Genomic DNA, 17,042 nt, shown 5'->3' on the forward strand with positions numbered 1-17,042 from the left:
CGGGCTGCAGCACAGTTTTGGCGGCGCTAGCAGACAAGTCCCCCGCTGTCGAGATATGGCGCCGTGGGCCGTTTGCGTATACTGCGCAGATGTTCTCACCAACTGCTTTGCGCCCGCGATGCGCCAAATGGCTCATCGCCACCGGACTCTTCCTGATGCTCAGCGCCTGTGTTGATAAACCCAGCACGCTTGAGCGAATCAAGGAGGATGGCGTATTGCGGGTCATTACCCGGAACAGCCCGGCCACGTATTTCCAGGACCGAAACGGTGAAACCGGTTTCGAATATGAACTGGTCAAGCGCTTTGCCGACGACCTGGGCGTGAAGCTGGAGATCGAGACTGCCGACAACCTCGACGACCTGTTCGGCCAACTGGGCAAGACCAATGGCCCGGTGCTCGCCGCCGCCGGCCTGGTCAGCAGCGAGCAGCGCCAGCAACAGGTGCGTTTCTCCCATCCTTACCTTGAAGTCACTCCGCAGGTCATCTACCGCAACGGCCAGTCACGGCCGACGAACGCGGCGGACCTGGTGGGCAAGAAGATCATGGTGCTCAAGGGCAGTACCCACGCCGAGCAATTGGCCGAGCTGAAAAAGCAAAACCCTGCAATCGAGTACGAAGAATCCGACGCGGTTGAGGTGGTCGACCTGCTGCGCATGGTGGACGAGGGGCAAATCGACCTGACCCTGGTGGACTCCAACGAAGTCGCGATGAACCAGGTGTACTTCCCCAACGTACGCGTGGCCTTCGACCTGGGCAACGCCAGCAACCAGAGCTGGGCCGTGGCCGCCGGCGAAGACAACAGCCTGCTCAACGAGATCAACAGCTACCTGGACAAGGTGGAAAAGAACGGCACCCTGCAACGTCTCAAAGACCGCTATTACGGGCACGTCGATGTGCTCGGTTATGTCGGCGCCTACACCTTCGCCCAGCATCTGCAGCAGCGCCTGCCCAAATACGAGAAACACTTCCGAGCCTATGCCAAGGAAGAAAAGGTCGACTGGCGCCTGTTAGCGGCCATCGGCTACCAGGAATCACTGTGGCAACCGGCGGTCACCTCCAAGACCGGCGTGCGCGGCCTGATGATGCTGACACAGAACACCGCACAGGCCATGGGCGTGTCCAATCGCCTGGATCCCAAGCAGAGCATCATGGGCGGCGCCAAGTACCTGGCCAAAATCAAGGATGAGTTGGACGACAGCATCGCCGAGCCGGACCGCACCTGGTTTGCCCTCGCCGCCTATAACGTCGGCACCGGCCATCTGGACGACGCGCGCACCCTGGCGAAGAAAGAAGGCCTGAACCCGAACAAGTGGTTGGATGTGAAGAAAATGCTGCCGCGCCTGTCGCAGAAGCAGTGGTACAGCAAGACCCGCTACGGCTACGCCCGGGGCGGTGAGCCGGTGCACTTTGTGGCGAACATCCGGCGCTACTACGACATTCTGACGTGGGTGACGCAGCCGCAGCTGGAAGGCAACCAGGTGGTCGAAGGCAACCTGCATGTGCCAGGTGTGGACAAGACCAAGCCTGCGGAAGACAACCCTAAGCTCTAAACGCCACCAACCAGCGCGGGACAAGCCCGCTCACCAAAGCAAGTAAATTACACCCCATTCAAACGGCTCACATTCGATCACCGTCGTCTTGTAGGCCAGTGATCAGGTGCACCACACCTCCCGCCAACACCATCACACCCGGCACACCCGCCGCTTTCAACGCTGACTCATCCAACCGCCCCACATCCTGCAATTGCACCCTAACCCGCGTCAGTGCCACACGCTGTTGCGACGTGAGGTTATCCGCGCCACCCAACGCACTCAGCACGTCGGCCGACACTAGACTCTGCGTCGGCGCCTCGACCGTTTCGGCAATCAAATCCGGGGTCAGGGCTTTCCAGAACGCCTGCTTCAATTTATCCAACATGCTCAGTTCTCCAGCACAGATGAGGTTTCGACGGTCGCCGCGTGAAAGCCACGCAAGGCCTCGCGCACTTGGGCGGCCTCTTCCAGGCCCAGCACCTGACGGGCAATGCTCTGGCAGTCGACCAGGTCCAGCTCGCGCACGGTGGCCTTGATGGTCGGGATCAACGGCACGCTGACCGATAACTCATCCACCCCCAGCCCGATCAGCACCGGCACCGCCAGCGCTTCGGACGCCAGCGCGCCGCATACGCCAACCCACTTGCCATGGGCATGGGCGGCCTTGACGGTGGTGGCGATCAAGCGCAATACCGCCGGGTGAAAGCTGTCCGCCTGGCTGGCCAGGCGTGGGTGGTCGCGATCCATGGCCAGGGTGTATTGGGTCAGGTCGTTGGTGCCGATGGAGAAGAAATCCACATGGGGCGCAAACACGTCTGCCATCAACGCCGCAGAGGGCACTTCGATCATGATCCCCAGCTTCGGCAACTCGCCCACCCCCAGCGCCAGCGCTTCCTCTTCGAGAATCCTGCGGGCCAGATGCAGTTCCGACAGCAGGCTGACCATCGGCAACATGATATGCAGCCGCGCCAGACCGGCGCTGGCGAGGATCGCGCGGAACTGTTCGCGCAACAGTTCCGGGCGCTCCAGGCACAGGCGAATGCCGCGCAAGCCCAGGAACGGGTTGGTCTCGGCCTCCATCGGCACGTAGGCCAGCGGTTTGTCGCCGCCCACGTCCAGCGTGCGCACAACCAGGTTGCGCTCAGCGCCCAGGGCGCGGGCGATGGCCGTGTAGGTGCTGGCCTGCTCCTCCGGGCTCGGCGCGCGGTTGCGGTCGAGGTACAGAAACTCCGAACGCAGCAAGCCGACCCCTTCACCGCCGAGAGTCAGCGACTGCTCCACCTCCTGCAATGAGGCGACGTTGGCCGTGACCTCAACGTGATGGCCGTCGCGCGTGATGGCGGGCAACGCAGCCTGTGCAACGTCGCGCTGCTGTCGCTGTGCCTGTTGTTGACGTGCGGCTTTCAACTGTTCGATCTCAGCCTGGTTCGGCTCCAAGTGCAGCTCACCCTTATCGGCATCCAGCAGGACGTGTTTGCCGTTGGCCAGCGCCAGTACTTGCACGGGCACACCACAGATCGCTGGCAAACCCAAAGCACGGGCGAGGATCGCCACATGGCTGGTCGCACCGCCGCCGACCGTGACAAACCCCAACACCTTGCCGGTGTCGAGGCTGGCGGTTTGTGACGGGGTCAGTTGCTCGGCGATCAAGATGGCGCGCTCGGGCAGATCCCAGGCGCGGTCCTCAATTTCCAGGATCAGTTTGAGTACGCGCTGGCCCACATCGGCCAGGTCCGCTGCACGCTCAGCGATCAGCGCATTGCCCAGCCCCTGGAACAACTTGACCGTGGCCGCCGTGGCGCTGTGCCAAGAAAATGCTGCGCTTTTGCCAGCGGCGAGCAGGCCATGGGCGTGTTCCAGCAGGGTCGGGTCTTCGAGCAATTCCTGATGAGCACGGAAAATCTCCGCCTGGGCACTGCCGACCGCCTTGGCTTGCAAGGTTTGCAGCGCTTCCGTAGCAGCCCGCAGCGCACGCGCCAGCGCGGCACGCTCGACCGCTTCGCCCGCGCCCTTTTCAGGGATGTTCAGTTCAGGCTCAGCCACCTGCACCACATGACCACACGCCGAACCCGGCGATGCGCAAACACCTCGCAGCACAGTCGCAGACACCACCGACTCAACCACCGCCACCGTTGCCGCGACCGGCTCGCCGCACCCTTGCGCCAGCAATTCCACCAACGCCTTGATGGCCGCCTCAGCCTCTTCTCCCGCCGCACTCACCTGCAAGATATCGCCCTGCACGGTTTGCAGCGCCATGATCGCTACCAGGGATTTCGCGTTGGCGCTTTGGGTTTGCTTGTGCAGATAAATGCTCGCATTGAACCCCTTCGCCGCCTGGGCAAATACCGCTGCCGGGCGCGCGTGCAGGCCATTGGCGTTGGGCAGGCTCAGCGGTTTGGAGAACAGCGCATCACCCTCCTCCTCGCTTGCAGCTTCAATCGGCTCGCCTGGGGATACCTGCAACAGCGGCTGACCGATGTCGACAGCACCGTTTGCCAGCAGGGTGAACGGTTCGCCGCTGACCACAAGCATCAGGGTCAGCAAACTGCGGGCATTGAGCGCCACGTAGTCAGCGTCAAATTCGATCAGCGGCTCGCCGGCCTCCACCCGCTGGCCTTCTTCGACCAATCGGGTGAAGCCCTTGCCCGCCAGGTTCACGGTATCCAGGCCGATATGCATCAGCACCTGCACGCCGTTGTCGTCGGTGATACTCACCGCGTGCCCCGTGTTCTGAATATTGCTGACCACCCCGGTCAACGGTGCGCACAAGGTCTGCGAGGTGGGATCGATGCACAGGCCGTCGCCGATCATGCGGCTGGCGAACACCGGGTCCGGCACCTGATCCAGCGCCAGCAGCACGCCGGATAAAGGCGCCAGCAATTCCAGGGGTTGAGTTGCGGTCATGACGTCACCTGCTGTTTGGTTCTGTAAAAATCATTGGGCAGAAGAGGGATCACTTCCACCAATACTCGACCTGCACACCAAAGTTCGATCCATGCCGCGCGGTGCCGTAGGACCCGGTGTCGGATAACGCCGAACCAACCGCCAGTTCATTCGCCGCACGCTTGGCGGCTTCGTTCCAGGTGGCATAGGTGTAGTACAAGCGCACTTCGGGCCGTGCCCAGAAATCCGGTCCTTTGGGCGACCATGTCGGGGCGAAGGTGAATTTGCTCAACTTGCGCGTACCGCCGCTGGCATCGACTTGATCATGGCCCAGCTCGGTGACCAGTTTGAATTGCTCGCTGAGGGCATAGGCCGGGCGCACGCCGATGGACATCCAGGTCTGGTCCTGGCTGCCGGGGCGAATATCCTTCTGGTACACCGCCTCGATCTGCCCACCAAAGCGCGGGGTCACTTGCCAGTCGAAGAACTCCACGGCGCGATAACTTTTGCTGCTTTTATCCAGGAAGGTATTGCCTGTGTAGCCCAGGCCAGTGCCGGGGCCTTCGCCGTATTGCAGGGCGAATTTGTTCTTGCCGCCGAGGAAAGGTTTTTGCACGTGCTGCGCTGTCAGTGCCCAGCCGCTGTTGGTATCGCGACCGCCGGCTTTCTCGATATAGCTCAAGCCCAGCTCCAGCTCGCCGCCGGGGTTGGTCTTGAAGCCCGCGACGTTGAAGTCGTGACGGGTGGCGTATTCCTTCTGGTACAGGTTGTCCTTGCGCGAAATGGCGTAGCTGTATTTAAGGTCGCCGATCAGCACGTCCTCGATGCCGCCGCCGGTGGCGCTCTGGTTCCAGTAGTAGAAATCGGAGATATGGATGTCGTTACGTTTGTAGTAACGCCGACCGGCCCACACCGAACCGCCGTTGAGGGCGGGCAGGTTCGACCATTGCGCATACATCTGCGGCATGCGCGCCGAGCCGTTATTCTCGCCCTGGAATTTCAGCTCGCGGTCGTACTTGTTGTAGAGGGAAGCCATGGCATCGACGCTAAGCACCGAGCCATCGTCAAAGGTCAGCAGGTCCTGGCGCAGTTCCAGTTCGGCGTATTGCTCGCATTCGTTACCCAAACGATATTTGGATTGCGCGCCCGGCAGTTGGAAACATTGCTGCGGGCCACTGCCGGTTGACGTCCCCGCGCCACTACGCAAATAGCCGGCGAATTCGAGGGCTTGAGCGCCGAGAGGCAGGCTCAGGCAGGATGCAACGAGGCCCAACTTTATTGTTGTTTTCATGAAGCACTCCGATATTTTTATTATGTTTTTTTGCAGCGCCCCCGCACTCCCATACGGGGGTTACAACGGGTCTTAGTCCTTGAGGTGCAGCACGAAGGATTCGTAAGGGCGCAGCACCACCGAAGACGTACGCCGCGGACAGTCGGGGTAATTGCTGATCAACAGACGCTGCTCGCTCGCCGCACTGATCACGCTCTCGGGCAGTTGAATGTCACAGGGCTGCCCGTAGAAATTGTTCAGCACCAGTAGGCGTTCGCCGTGGCCCTCGCGCAGGTAAGCCCAGACTTGGGGATGGTCTTGCAGCAGTTCGCAGTAAACGCCCTCTTGAATCAGCGGTTCGTGACGACGCAAGGCGATCAGCGCGCGGTAGTGATGCAGCACCGAGTCCGGGTCATCACGCTGGCTGTCGACATTGATCTGCGCCGCATTGGCCGCAACGCCGATCCACGGCTCGCCACTGCTGAAACCAGCGTTGGCCTGCGTGTTCCACTGCATCGGTGTGCGTCCGTTATCGCGGGATTTCTGCATGATCGCGGCCATGCTCGACGCCTCGGATTCACCGGCATCGCGCTTGAGGCGATAGATATTGAGGGTCTCCACATCGCGGTACTGTTCGATCGCGTCGAAACCCGGATTGGTCATGCCCAACTCTTCGCCCTGGTAAACGAACGGTGTGCCCTGGAGGAAGTGCAGCGCCGTGGCGAGCATCTTCGCCGAGACCACGCGGTGTTCACCGTCGTCCCCAAAGCGCGAGACCACTCGCGGCTGGTCGTGGTTACACCAGAACAATGCATTCCAACCGCCACCGGCCTGCATGCCCAGTTGCCAGTCAGACAAGATCCGCTTGAGTTGCAGGAAATCGAAGTCGGCCTTTACCCACTTCTGCAGGTTGGGGTAATCCACTTTCAGGTGATGAAAGTTGAAGGTCATCGACAGTTCTTTCGACTCAGGCCGAGAGTAACGAATGCAGTGTTCCAGGCTGGTGGACGACATTTCGCCGACGTTGATCAGGTCATGGCCTTCGAAGACTTCCCGGTGCATCTCTTGCAAATATTCGTGCACGTTGGGGCCGTCGGTGTAGAAGCGGCGGCCGTCGCTGGTGTCTTCGGGGAAGTCGGCAGGCTTGGAGATCAGGTTGATCACGTCCAGCCGGAAACCGCCTACGCCTTTGTCGCGCCAGAAGCGCATCAGCTTGAACACTTCGGCACGGACCTTGGGGTTGTCCCAGTTGAGGTCGGCCTGGGTGTGGTCAAACAGGTGCAGGAAGTACTGGCCGGTCTGCGCTTCGTATTCCCAGGCCGAGCCGCCGAACTTGGATTCCCAGTTGTTCGGCTGGTCACGCCAGATGTAGAAGTCGCGGTACGGGTTGTCGAGGCTGCTGCGCGCTTGTTGGAACCACTCGTGCTCGATGGAGGTGTGGTTGACCACGATGTCGAGCATCAACTTGATTCCGCGCTTGGCCGCTTCGCTGATGAGCAGGTCGCAGTCGGCCATGGTCCCGTAGCTGGGGTCGATGGCGTAGTAGTCGCTGATGTCGTAGCCGTTGTCCCGTTGCGGCGAGCGCAGGAACGGCGTGATCCACAGGCAATCCACGCCCAGCCATTGGAGGTAATCGAGTTTGTCCACGATGCCCAGCAGGTCACCGGTGGCGTTACCCGCGTGGCTGTGGAAGCTTTTGGGGTAGATCTGGTAGATCACCGAGTGTTGCCAGGTTTGCATGCTGGGTTCCTTCAGTTGAATTGTGTGCCGGCCTCTTGGGCCCTATCGCCGGCACAGGGGAGCGCGGTCAAATGTGGGAAGGGGCTTGCCCCCGATAGCGGTCGATCAGGCGACGCGATAACCCGGCCGAACAATCTTCATGCTCAACGCACAGGTCAGAACAAACGGCACCACCATCGCGACCACCATCCCAATCACAAACATCGGAATGGCACTCGGCACGATCGAAATAAACCCAGGCAAGCCACCCACCCCGATGGCTGACGCCTGCACCTTGTTCATCGACAGGAAAATGCTGCCCAGCGCCGAGCCAAGCAGTGCCGCATAGAACGGAAACTTGAAGCGCAGGTTCACCCCGAACATCGCCGGCTCAGTGATACCGAAGTACGCGGAAATCGCCGAGGTCGAGGCCATGCTTTTGTCCCGCGCATTACGGGTCATGTAGAACACCGCGAGCGCGGCGCTGCCCTGGGCCAGGTTGGACATCACGATCATCGGCCAGATAAAGGTGCCGCCTTGGGTGGAAATCAGTTGCAGGTCCACGGCGAGGAACATGTGGTGCATGCCGGTGATCACCAACGGTGCATACAGCAGGCCGAAAATCGCCCCGCCGAGCATGGGCGCCAGGTCAAACAGGGTGACCACGCCTTCGGTGATCAGGATGCCGAGGTGACGGGTCACCGGGCCGATGATCGCCAACGCCAGCACGCCGGTAACGACGATGGTGGTGATCGGCACGACCAGCAGTTGAATGGCATTGGGCACGCGAGCACGCAGCCATTTCTCGATGACGCTCATCACATACGCCGCCATCAGGATCGGCAGGATCTGCCCCTGGTAGCCGACTTTTTCGATCTTGAACCAGCCGAAAATATCGAAATACGGCAGGCTCTGGCCGTCGAGCCCCGCCACCGCCTTGCCGTAATTCCAGGCGTTGAGCAGGTCCGGGTGCACCAGCATCAGCCCGAGCACGATGCCGAGGATTTCACTGCCGCCAAACCGCTTCGCCGCCGACCAGCCCACCAGCGCCGGCAGGAACACGAACGAGGTGTTGGCCATCAGGTTGATCAGGCTCCAGAGGCCATCCAGGTTCGGATACGCCTCCAGCAACGTCTTGCCCTCGATGAACATGCCCTTGGCGCCCATCAGGTTGTTCACACCCATCAGCAGGCCGGCGATGATCAGCGCAGGCAGGATCGGCATGAACACATCGGAGAACACCCGCACCAGACGCTGCATGGCGTTGGTCTTGTCGGCGCCCTTCTTCTTTACGTCGGCGATGGTGGCAGCGGCGAGGCCGGTCTGTTCGCGCAGGGCGGCGTAGACCTTTTCCACTTCGCCGGGGCCGATGACCACTTGGAACAGACCACCGGTGAAGAACGAGCCTTTGACCAGATCGACCTGGTTCAGCGCGCTGTTATTGACCAGGCTTGGGTCCTTGAGCGCCAGGCGCAGGCGGGTCACGCAGTGGGCAGCTTGCTCAAGGTTTTCGCGCCCCCCGAGGTTGTCGAGAATCTCGCGGGCGATCGTTGAATAGTCGTGGCTCATGCTTGGTTTCCACTTTGATTTTTTTATTTGAGGGCAGTCATTGGCAGCACGCCGAAGCCAAAAGTACTCGTCTGTACGAGTTAAAGCAACAACTCGTACAGACGAGTTTAAAAATATTGGCTTACCGCTTTCCAAGGCCCAATGGACAAACCCCACCGCTGCCACTAAGGTTCCTGCCTTGAACGCACCGTTCACCTACAGAAAGCCGGGCACAGAGCAGCCATCACATGAGCAAATACAACCAGATCTATACGGATCTGCTTGCCAGCATCACCACTGAACGCCTGCAACGCGGTACGCGCCTTCCTTCCGAAACCGAATTGATGGACAGCTACCAGGCCAGCCGTGGCACCGTACGTCGCGCCATCGAGCAGCTGCAGGAACGCGGCTTTGCGCAAAAAATCCACGGCAAAGGCACCTTCGTCCTGTCGCCCAACCCGATCGAATTTCAACTGGGTGGCATCGTCAGCTTCCACGAAACTCACGCCGACCTGGGCGATGACGTACACACCGAAGTGGTCGAGTTCACGCAGTTCCCGCTGGAAGGCTCATTGCAGCAACACATCGAAGCCGAACCCGGCAGCCTGATCACCCGCATCAAACGCGTGCGGCGCATCGGTGGTAAACGGGTGATTCTCGACATCAACCACTTTGTCGCCGACCTGATCCCTGGCCTGGACCAAGCAATTGCCGAGCAGTCGATCTACGCGTTTATCGAGCAGACCTTGCAGCTGCAGATCAGCTACGCCCAACGCACCATCGAAGCCCTGCCCCGCAGTAAAGACGACCAGACACACCTAGACCTCGACGGCCAAAGCCACGTGATCGTGGTGAGCAACCAGACGTTTTTGCAGGATGGGCGGCAGTTCGAGTACACCGAGTCGCGGCATACGTTGGATAAGTTTTACTTTTCGGATATTGCGCGGCGCTGAGCCGAGAACGGAAAGCACAGTGAATATTCCGAACGCGTGGCGTGAACAGTTCCCGCAAGCGCTGATTGAGCAACAGGCCATCGGTGAATCGCGGGCTGACGTGTTTCGCCTGAGCCAGGGCTGTGGTGCAGACCTGTTCCTGAAGGCCGAGCCCCAGGGAGCGTTCGGTGAGCTTGCGGATGAAGTCGAGCGCCTTCGGTGGCTCCAGCAGGTTAATTTGCCGGCGCCCATCGTGCTGGCTGAGCTGACAGAAAACCATCACCACTGGGTGCTAATGACCGCCCTTCCGGGACAGGACCTGGCCAGCGCCAACACGCTGTCTGCCGCGCAAACCATCGACATACTGGCAACGGCCCTGAGTACCTTGCACCAGATACCCCTCGCGCAATGCCCCTTCGATCACCCTCTAAAGCAACGCATCAGGCTCGCGCGGGAGCGCGTTCGTGCTGGGCTGGTCGATGAGACAGACTTCGACGACGAACGACTCGGACGCAGCGCGGAAGATGTGCTGGCCGAACTCTTGTCGACTCAGCCAAACACCCATGATCCGGTAGTGGCCCATGGTGACGCCTGCCTGCCAAATTTCATGGCGCAAGGCGGCCGTTTCAGTGGGTTCATCGACTGCGGGCGCCTGGGTATCAGCGACCGATACCAAGACTTGGCGCTCGCGGCACGCAGCATCGGGCGTAACCTTGGGCCGGAATGGGTAAAGCCATTTTTCGAGCGTTACGGTATTGAGCCTGATGAGCAGCGCATGAGGTTTTACTGCTTGCTGGATGAATTCTTCTAACTCGCTTGAAGCCCTGCTGGGGTCGCAATCATTTAGAACGGTGATAGTTATAAAGGTCGCGAAGTTTGCACCCGCTTAGCCACACCGCCAGCAACACAGTCCTCAGCACCAGACACACAGCCCACAGCCACATCAGCAATTGCGCCAGCGCAAGAGCCTCTGGGAATTTCAGGGAGGTCAGTATTACGATGAGCATTACACCGTAGGCGGACTTTCGTAAGTTGAATATCAACAACAACCCTGCCGGCAAGACCCAGACTAGGTAAGCAAGGATGTCCATGGCAGTGAATATCAGCATCTTCTGGCCGAGTGAACTACCCACCCCCACGTATTTCACAATGAACGGCAGGTAAAGCGCGAAGTGAAGCGTTGTACTCAACACCAGGCCCACCAGCATTAGCAACGCGAAGCTTTTGAGCCAGATCCGTATTTTCATAAATGTTCCATCCTTGATTTGGCGGAGCAGAAAATGCCCTGCATCTACTGGCTTAGCCCCCCACTGGAAGAATGTGATACAGCGTTAGTATCGTTGATGAAGTAACTGTCTTAGCGATGCACAAAGCTGCCAGAATTTGCCAGACCCAAAAAGCCAAAAGCCCGCAATTACGCGGGCTCCAGGGCATTTCTTGCTAGGTCGTGCCGGACAATTCCGGACGTCCAATCATTCCCACTCAATCGTCGCCGGCGGCTTGCTCGACACGTCATAAGTAACGCGCGAGATGCCTTCGATCTCATTGATGATACGGCCGCTGACAGTCTCCAGCAGTTCGTACGGCAGGTGGGCCCAGCGGGCGGTCATGAAGTCGATGGTTTCTACGGCACGCAGGGCAACGACCCAGGCGTAACGACGGCCATCGCCGACAACGCCAACCGATTTCACCGGCTGGAACACTACGAACGCCTGACTGACCTTGTGGTACCAGTCGGCCTTGCGCAGCTCTTCGATGAAGATGTGGTCGGCACGACGCAGCAGGTCGGCGTATTCCTTCTTCACTTCACCAAGGATACGCACGCCCAGGCCCGGGCCTGGGAATGGGTGGCGGTAGACCATGTCGTACGGCAGGCCCAGTTCCAGGCCCAGACGACGGACTTCGTCCTTGAACAATTCGCGCAGTGGTTCTACCAGCTTGAGGTTCATTTCCTCAGGCAGGCCACCCACGTTGTGGTGGGACTTGATCACGTGGGCCTTGCCGCTCTTGGCGCCGGCCGACTCGATCACGTCAGGGTAGATGGTGCCTTGGGCGAGGTACTTGATGTTGTCCAGTTTGTTGGACTGGGCATCGAATACGTCGATGAAGGTACGACCGATGATCTTGCGCTTCTTCTCCGGGTCGGACTCGCCGGCCAGGTTGTTGAGGAACTGGTCTTCGGCGTTGGCGCGGATCACCTTGACGCCCATGTTCTCGGCGAACATGGCCATCACTTGCTCACCTTCGTGCAGGCGCAGCAGGCCGTTGTCGACGAACACGCAAGTCAGTTGGTCGCCGATGGCTTTGTGCAGCAGCGCAGCAACCACAGAGGAGTCAACGCCGCCGGACAGGCCGAGCAGCACGTTGTCGGTACCAACCTGGGCACGCACGTTGGCGATGGCGTCTTCAGCGATTTTCGACGGGGTCCACAGGGCTTCACACTCGCAGATGTCGAGGATGAAGCGCGACAGGATGCGGCCGCCTTGCTTGGTGTGGGTCACTTCCGGGTGGAACTGAACGCCGTAGTAACGACGCTCGTCGCTGAACATGCCGGCGATCGGGCAGCTTGGAGTGCTGGCCAGGATGTGGAAGTCTTCCGGCATCTTGGTGACCTTGTCACCGTGGCTCATCCACACGTCGAGGCCGAACAGGCCATCGGCGTCAACGTGGTCTTCGATGCCGTCCAGCAGGCGGCTTTTGCCGACCACATCTACACGGGCATAACCGAATTCACGCAGCTCGGAACCTTCAACCTTGCCGCCCAGTTGCTCGGCCATGGTCTGCATGCCGTAGCAGATACCGAAGACCGGCACGCCCAGGTCGAATACGGCTTGAGGGCAGCGCGGGCTGTTGGCTTCGTGCACGGACTCGGGGCCACCGGCGAGGATGACGCCTTTCGGTGCGAATTCGCGAATCGCTTCGTCATCCATGTCGAACGGGTGCAGTTCGCAATACACGCCGATTTCACGCACGCGGCGGGCGATCAGTTGGGTGTACTGGGAACCGAAGTCGAGGATCAGGATGCGGTGGGCGTGAATGTCGAGGGCCATGAAGTCAGTCTCGTCTAATGAATCAGAAACAACTCGGGGCTGAAGAACAGCCCCGGTTACTTAACATTTTGCTGGAAGCCTCAACCTACGCGGTAGTTTGGCGCTTCCTTGGTGATCTGCACGTCGTGGACATGGGATTCAGCCATGCCGGCGCCGGTGATCCGTACGAACTCTGGCTTGGTGCGCATTTCTTCGATGTCGGCGCTGCCGGTGTAGCCCATCGAAGAACGCAGGCCGCCCATCAGTTGATGGATGATGGCGCTCAGGGTGCCTTTGTAAGGAACACGGCCTTCGATGCCTTCCGGAACGAGCTTCTCGGCGCCTGCCGAGGAGTCCTGGAAGTAACGGTCGGACGAGCCTTGAGCCTGGGACATGGCGCCCAGCGAACCCATGCCACGGTAAGCCTTGTACGAACGGCCCTGGAACAGTTCGATCTCACCCGGTGCTTCTTCGGTACCGGCGAACATCGAGCCCATCATCACGCAGGAGGCACCGGCTACGATGGCCTTGGACAGGTCACCGGAGAAACGGATGCCGCCGTCAGCGATCAACGGAACGCCGGTGCCTTCAAGGGCAGCGGCAACGTTGGCGATGGCGCTGATTTGCGGCACGCCCACACCAGCGACAATACGCGTGGTGCAGATCGAGCCAGGGCCGATACCGACCTTGACTGCGTCAGCGCCGGCTTCGGCCAGGGCCTTGGCCGCTGCGCCGGTGGCGATGTTGCCGCCGATGACCTGCACGTCAGGGAAGTTCTGTTTGACCCAACGTACGCGGTCGATCACGCCTTTGGAGTGACCGTGAGCGGTATCGACCACCACCACGTCCACACCCGCGGCTACCAGGGCTGCAACGCGGTCACCGGTGTCTTTGCCGGTACCGACGGCAGCGCCCACGCGCAGACGACCTTGGTCATCCTTGCTGGCCAGCGGGTAAGCCTTGGCTTTTTCGATGTCGTTGACGGTCATCATGCCTTTGAGGGCGAATTTGTCGTCGACGATCAGCACGCGCTCGATGCGGTGCTTGTGCAGCAGTTCGCGCACGTCGTTCTTGTCGGCGCCTTCCTTGACAGTCACGAGGCGCTCTTTAGGCGTCATCACTTCGCGGACGGTGACTTCAAGACGGTTTTCGAAACGCACGTCACGGGAAGTGACGATGCCGACCAGGTCGCCATCGTGCAGCACAGGAACACCGGAGATGTTGTGCAGACGAGTGAGGTCGAACAGATCACGCACGGTGGCGTCGGCTTCGATGGTGATTGGATCTTTCACCACACCGGCTTCGTAACGCTTGACCTTGCGCACTTCGGCAGCTTGCTGCTCGATGGTCATGTTCTTGTGGATGATCCCGATACCGCCTTCCTGCGCCATGGCAATGGCCAGGCGGGCTTCGGTAACGGTGTCCATCGCAGCGGAAACCAGGGGAATATTCAGCTCGATGCCACGGGTTAGGCGGGTCTTGAGACTGACTTCGTTAGGAAGCACCTCGGAATAACCGGGCACTAGGAGAATGTCGTCGAATGTCAGAGCTTCTTGGCTGATACGCAGCATCGCGGGGGCTCCCGAGCGGGAAAATGGAAGCGCGCCATTATATACATGCACCCTGTCGGGCTCAATGTAAAACTCTGACAAACTTGGTAATACTGATAGATGGATTAAAGTTCGACCTTAACCCAACTGATCTTTTGGTCCAGCCAATCGGCGAATTCGTCGATGAAGCTTTGCTTGAACCCCGCCTCTGCCCAGTTATTGAAGATGAATCCCAGGTTGGAAAACCCGCATTCCTGCAGGAACAGAAACCCATTGATGTCATCTTCATGCCCACACAGCGGGCAGGTGAAGTTGTCGGTGTGGCCGGGCATCCAGTCTTCCAGGCTTTCAAACAGCGCCTCGCCGACCTCCTTGCGACATTCCGGGCAGCCGGCTTCTTCGAGAAAGCCCTTGGCCGGGGTGTAGATGCAGCGTTTGTAGATGATCTCCAGGCCGTTGACCGGCTCGTTGAACGGCAGCGCTTCGGGGTGCCGGACCACGGCGCGGGCACCGTCGGCCAGGGCGTAGGCCATGCGGTTGCCGGTGCGCCCGCAAGTGGTGAGTTCTTCCTTGATGATGTTCTTGCGCACCAGCCAACGCACGATCGCCCGCGCGCGGGGCTCGTGGACGGGCAAGGTGGAGATTTTCGGGACAAGGATGCTTTGGGAGTTCATGAGAGTCCTGCGGTGTGGCTTCTGGCGTCATCGCGGGCAAGCCCGGCTCCCATATTGGAATGCGCTCAACTGTGGGAGCCGGGCTTGCCCGCGATGACGCCCGGGAGGCTGGCAGCTTAATCCCTGAAGAAATCCGGTCAAGTGCTCAGATACCGTCCAATCAACGCAATGCCACTGGCCAGCACCAGCCACGTCACTAACCGCACAAACGCCTCACGCGACATACGCATCGTCAACCTACGCCCAAACCACAGCCCAAGGCCCATCGCTGGCAGTAGGCACAGCGCCAACAGCAACAAAGGCACATCCGCATACACCCCGGCGATCAGGAACAGGCTCAGGCGCACCACGGTACTGCAACTGATCAGCGCACTTTGAGTCGCCCGCGCCGCGTCCTTGGATAATCGGCTGTTCAGATAGATCGCATATAAAAAGCCGCCACTGCCGAACAGCGCGCCAAACAGGCCGCCGACGGTGCCCATGGGAATCGACCAGCCTTTGCCGAGCTGCGTGGGACGGGCTTTTACTGCCAAGGTGTAGACGGCATAGGCGCTGATAAACAGCCCCATCAACAGCAGCAACAAGTCCGAATGCAGATTGAGCAAAAACACCACGCCCAGTGTGCAACCAATGGCCATACACGGCAGTAGCCGCAGCAATTCCGACGTATTCACATCCCGCCGCGTTTGCAGCAGGCCGCCAAAGGCCGCGACAAAATCCAGCAGCACCAGCAACGGAATGATCTTCGACAGCGGCATAAACAGAATCAGGATAGGCCCCGCCACCAGCGCCGTCCCGAAGCCGGCAATACCAAACACGATGTACGCCACGACGACACCCAGGCCGATCACCAGCCAATCCACACCGCTAAACGACCACTGGTTCATCAGCTCAAGCGGGCTCATGGAGTCTTCCTTGAAAGAGATAACCATCACTTTAGCCATCGGCGAAGGTTGCGACTAATATCTTCAAAGCCCTCCACCCATCTCGAAAAGGCATGACGCGTGATTTCCACTCGCCAACTGCGCTACTTCGTTGAAATCGCCGACAGCGGCAGCTTCAGCGCCGCCGCCGAACGTCTGTTTGTGGCGCAATCGGCTCTAAGCCGACAGATCAAGGAGCTGGAAAAACAGCTGCAAACGCCGTTGTTCGAACGCACCGCGCGTCAGCCACGCCTGACCGCCGCCGGTGAAGCGTTCTACCCGAGGGCACGCAATTTGCTGAGCGAGCTACTCAAGGCCAGTGAAACCGCGACCCAGGTCGGCAACGGCCAACTCGGCACCCTGCGGCTGAGCCATTCGAGCACCGTGCCGATGAGCGGCGTTTTGTTGCAAGGCATCAACACGTGGTTGGAGCGTTGCCCCGGCGTATCAATGGACATCGTCAAACTGTCATCCGAGGCGCAACTGGAGGAAATCGCCGACGGTAGGCTGGATATCGGACTGCTACGGTTGCCGGTGTTGCGCCAGCGTGAAGGGGTACGTGTGGAGCCCTTATATAAAGAACAATTGCTGCTTGCTGTGCCGCCGAATCACCGTTTGGCACGTAGCAACGAGCCCGTCGACCTGGAACAGCTCAAAGATGAAGCGTTTATCTCGATCCCCCACCCACAGCGTGGCGGCCTGAGTTATCTGGCGGCCGAGCTCTGCATGCGCGCCGGATTTTTCCCTAAGGCTGCGCGGGTCATGTCACGAAAGACCACCCAGCTACAGTTGATCCAGGCCGGCTTTGGTATTGCCTTATTACCAAAATCCATGCAGGACATTGCTCCCGCCAATGTGCACTTTCTACCGCTGGCCGATCCGGATTGCCTGAGCACCGTGGCCCTGGCCTGCCCACCGACGCCGAGCCGGTTGGTTGAGCAGTTCTGTCAAACCTTGCACGAATGCCTATAAACTGCCGCCC

Annotated in this window: 14 protein-coding genes; 4 read left to right on the top strand and 10 right to left on the bottom strand. The window is 59.8% G+C overall.

What is annotated here, in order from left to right; all coding sequences use genetic code 11:
- Positions 1-89 precede the first annotated feature (89 nt).
- On the top strand, positions 90-1,550 hold the full coding sequence (gene mltF / locus LRO94_RS23380) for a membrane-bound lytic murein transglycosylase MltF (protein ID WP_032890750.1): 1,461 nt from the start codon (positions 90-92) through the stop codon (positions 1,548-1,550).
- 67 nt (positions 1,551-1,617) lie between these two features.
- Here mltF and LRO94_RS23385 read toward each other — a convergent pair whose 3' ends face one another.
- The 5 genes from LRO94_RS23385 to treP all read right to left on the bottom strand — a co-directional run bounded on the left by LRO94_RS23385 (position 1,618) and on the right by treP (position 8,973).
- Positions 1,618-1,917, bottom strand: coding sequence for a PTS transporter subunit EIIB (locus tag LRO94_RS23385; protein ID WP_122756099.1), 300 nt, complete (start codon positions 1,915-1,917; stop codon positions 1,618-1,620).
- A gap of 2 nt (positions 1,918-1,919) precedes the next feature.
- On the bottom strand, positions 1,920-4,436 hold the full coding sequence (gene ptsP / locus LRO94_RS23390) for a phosphoenolpyruvate--protein phosphotransferase (RefSeq protein WP_179179904.1): 2,517 nt from the start codon (positions 4,434-4,436) through the stop codon (positions 1,920-1,922).
- A 49-nt stretch (positions 4,437-4,485) separates the two neighbouring features.
- Positions 4,486-5,706 (bottom strand): maltoporin, encoded by a 1,221-nt coding sequence (locus LRO94_RS23395; RefSeq protein WP_179179903.1) that lies wholly within the window; start codon positions 5,704-5,706, stop codon positions 4,486-4,488.
- A 72-nt stretch (positions 5,707-5,778) separates the two neighbouring features.
- Positions 5,779-7,425: an alpha,alpha-phosphotrehalase gene (treC, locus tag LRO94_RS23400; RefSeq protein WP_122753163.1), complete on the bottom strand. Its 1,647-nt coding sequence runs from the start codon at positions 7,423-7,425 to the stop codon at positions 5,779-5,781.
- A 105-nt stretch (positions 7,426-7,530) separates the two neighbouring features.
- Entirely contained in the window at positions 7,531-8,973 is a 1,443-nt protein-coding gene (gene treP / locus LRO94_RS23405; protein WP_032890740.1) for a PTS system trehalose-specific EIIBC component, read from the bottom strand.
- A gap of 227 nt (positions 8,974-9,200) precedes the next feature.
- Here treP and treR point away from each other — a divergent pair, with 227 nt between their 5' ends.
- Positions 9,201-9,905 (top strand): trehalose operon repressor, encoded by a 705-nt coding sequence (treR, locus tag LRO94_RS23410; RefSeq protein ID WP_032890738.1) that lies wholly within the window; start codon positions 9,201-9,203, stop codon positions 9,903-9,905.
- A 19-nt stretch (positions 9,906-9,924) separates the two neighbouring features.
- Positions 9,925-10,695 carry an APH(3')-II family aminoglycoside O-phosphotransferase gene (locus LRO94_RS23415; protein WP_218777324.1) on the top strand — a complete coding sequence of 257 codons (771 nt, stop codon included), beginning with the start codon at positions 9,925-9,927 and terminating at the stop codon, positions 10,693-10,695.
- Positions 10,696-10,723: 28 nt separating this feature from the next.
- Here LRO94_RS23415 and LRO94_RS23420 read toward each other — a convergent pair whose 3' ends face one another.
- The 5 genes from LRO94_RS23420 to LRO94_RS23440 all read right to left on the bottom strand — a co-directional run bounded on the left by LRO94_RS23420 (position 10,724) and on the right by LRO94_RS23440 (position 16,042).
- On the bottom strand, positions 10,724-11,131 hold the full coding sequence (locus LRO94_RS23420) for a hypothetical protein (protein ID WP_032890734.1): 408 nt from the start codon (positions 11,129-11,131) through the stop codon (positions 10,724-10,726).
- A gap of 225 nt (positions 11,132-11,356) precedes the next feature.
- Positions 11,357-12,934 carry a glutamine-hydrolyzing GMP synthase gene (gene guaA, locus LRO94_RS23425; protein WP_032890732.1) on the bottom strand — a complete coding sequence of 526 codons (1,578 nt, stop codon included), beginning with the start codon at positions 12,932-12,934 and terminating at the stop codon, positions 11,357-11,359.
- Between the two features lie 80 nt (positions 12,935-13,014).
- The gene (guaB, locus tag LRO94_RS23430; RefSeq protein WP_003209646.1) at positions 13,015-14,484 is read right to left on the bottom strand and encodes an IMP dehydrogenase; all 1,470 of its coding nucleotides are present in this window, start codon (positions 14,482-14,484) and stop codon (positions 13,015-13,017) included.
- Between the two features lie 104 nt (positions 14,485-14,588).
- Positions 14,589-15,137 (bottom strand): hypothetical protein, encoded by a 549-nt coding sequence (locus LRO94_RS23435; protein ID WP_032890730.1) that lies wholly within the window; start codon positions 15,135-15,137, stop codon positions 14,589-14,591.
- Positions 15,138-15,274: 137 nt separating this feature from the next.
- Complete coding sequence (locus LRO94_RS23440; protein ID WP_099602722.1) at positions 15,275-16,042, bottom strand: sulfite exporter TauE/SafE family protein; 768 nt, start codon at positions 16,040-16,042, stop codon at positions 15,275-15,277.
- Between the two features lie 99 nt (positions 16,043-16,141).
- On the opposite strand from LRO94_RS23440, the gene LRO94_RS23445 reads away from it, so the two are divergent.
- A complete protein-coding gene (locus LRO94_RS23445) occupies positions 16,142-17,032 on the top strand; it encodes a LysR family transcriptional regulator (RefSeq protein ID WP_179179901.1) in 891 nt (296 codons plus the stop codon).
- The last annotated feature ends 10 nt before the right edge of the window (positions 17,033-17,042 follow it).

Source organism: Pseudomonas sivasensis, assembly GCF_021391435.1.
Taxonomy (GTDB): Bacteria; Pseudomonadota; Gammaproteobacteria; order Pseudomonadales; family Pseudomonadaceae; genus Aquipseudomonas; species Aquipseudomonas sivasensis.

Excerpts from the sequence above, each read along its gene's own strand:
- LRO94_RS23420 (WP_032890734.1), bottom strand. The coding sequence starts at position 11,131 with ATGAAAATACGGATCTGGCTCAAAAGCTTCGCGTTGCTAATGCTGGTG.
- guaB (WP_003209646.1), bottom strand. The coding sequence starts at position 14,484 with ATGCTGCGTATCAGCCAAGAAGCTCTGACATTCGACGACATTCTCCTA.
- treR (WP_032890738.1), top strand. The coding sequence starts at position 9,201 with ATGAGCAAATACAACCAGATCTATACGGATCTGCTTGCCAGCATCACC.
- treC (WP_122753163.1), bottom strand. The coding sequence starts at position 7,425 with ATGCAAACCTGGCAACACTCGGTGATCTACCAGATCTACCCCAAAAGC.
- LRO94_RS23440 (WP_099602722.1), bottom strand. The coding sequence starts at position 16,042 with ATGAGCCCGCTTGAGCTGATGAACCAGTGGTCGTTTAGCGGTGTGGAT.
- LRO94_RS23385 (WP_122756099.1), bottom strand. The coding sequence starts at position 1,917 with ATGTTGGATAAATTGAAGCAGGCGTTCTGGAAAGCCCTGACCCCGGAT.
- treP (WP_032890740.1), bottom strand. The coding sequence starts at position 8,973 with ATGAGCCACGACTATTCAACGATCGCCCGCGAGATTCTCGACAACCTC.
- LRO94_RS23435 (WP_032890730.1), bottom strand. The coding sequence starts at position 15,137 with ATGAACTCCCAAAGCATCCTTGTCCCGAAAATCTCCACCTTGCCCGTC.
- guaA (WP_032890732.1), bottom strand. The coding sequence starts at position 12,934 with ATGGCCCTCGACATTCACGCCCACCGCATCCTGATCCTCGACTTCGGT.
- mltF (WP_032890750.1), top strand. The coding sequence starts at position 90 with ATGTTCTCACCAACTGCTTTGCGCCCGCGATGCGCCAAATGGCTCATC.
- LRO94_RS23395 (WP_179179903.1), bottom strand. The coding sequence starts at position 5,706 with ATGAAAACAACAATAAAGTTGGGCCTCGTTGCATCCTGCCTGAGCCTG.
- ptsP (WP_179179904.1), bottom strand. The coding sequence starts at position 4,436 with ATGACCGCAACTCAACCCCTGGAATTGCTGGCGCCTTTATCCGGCGTG.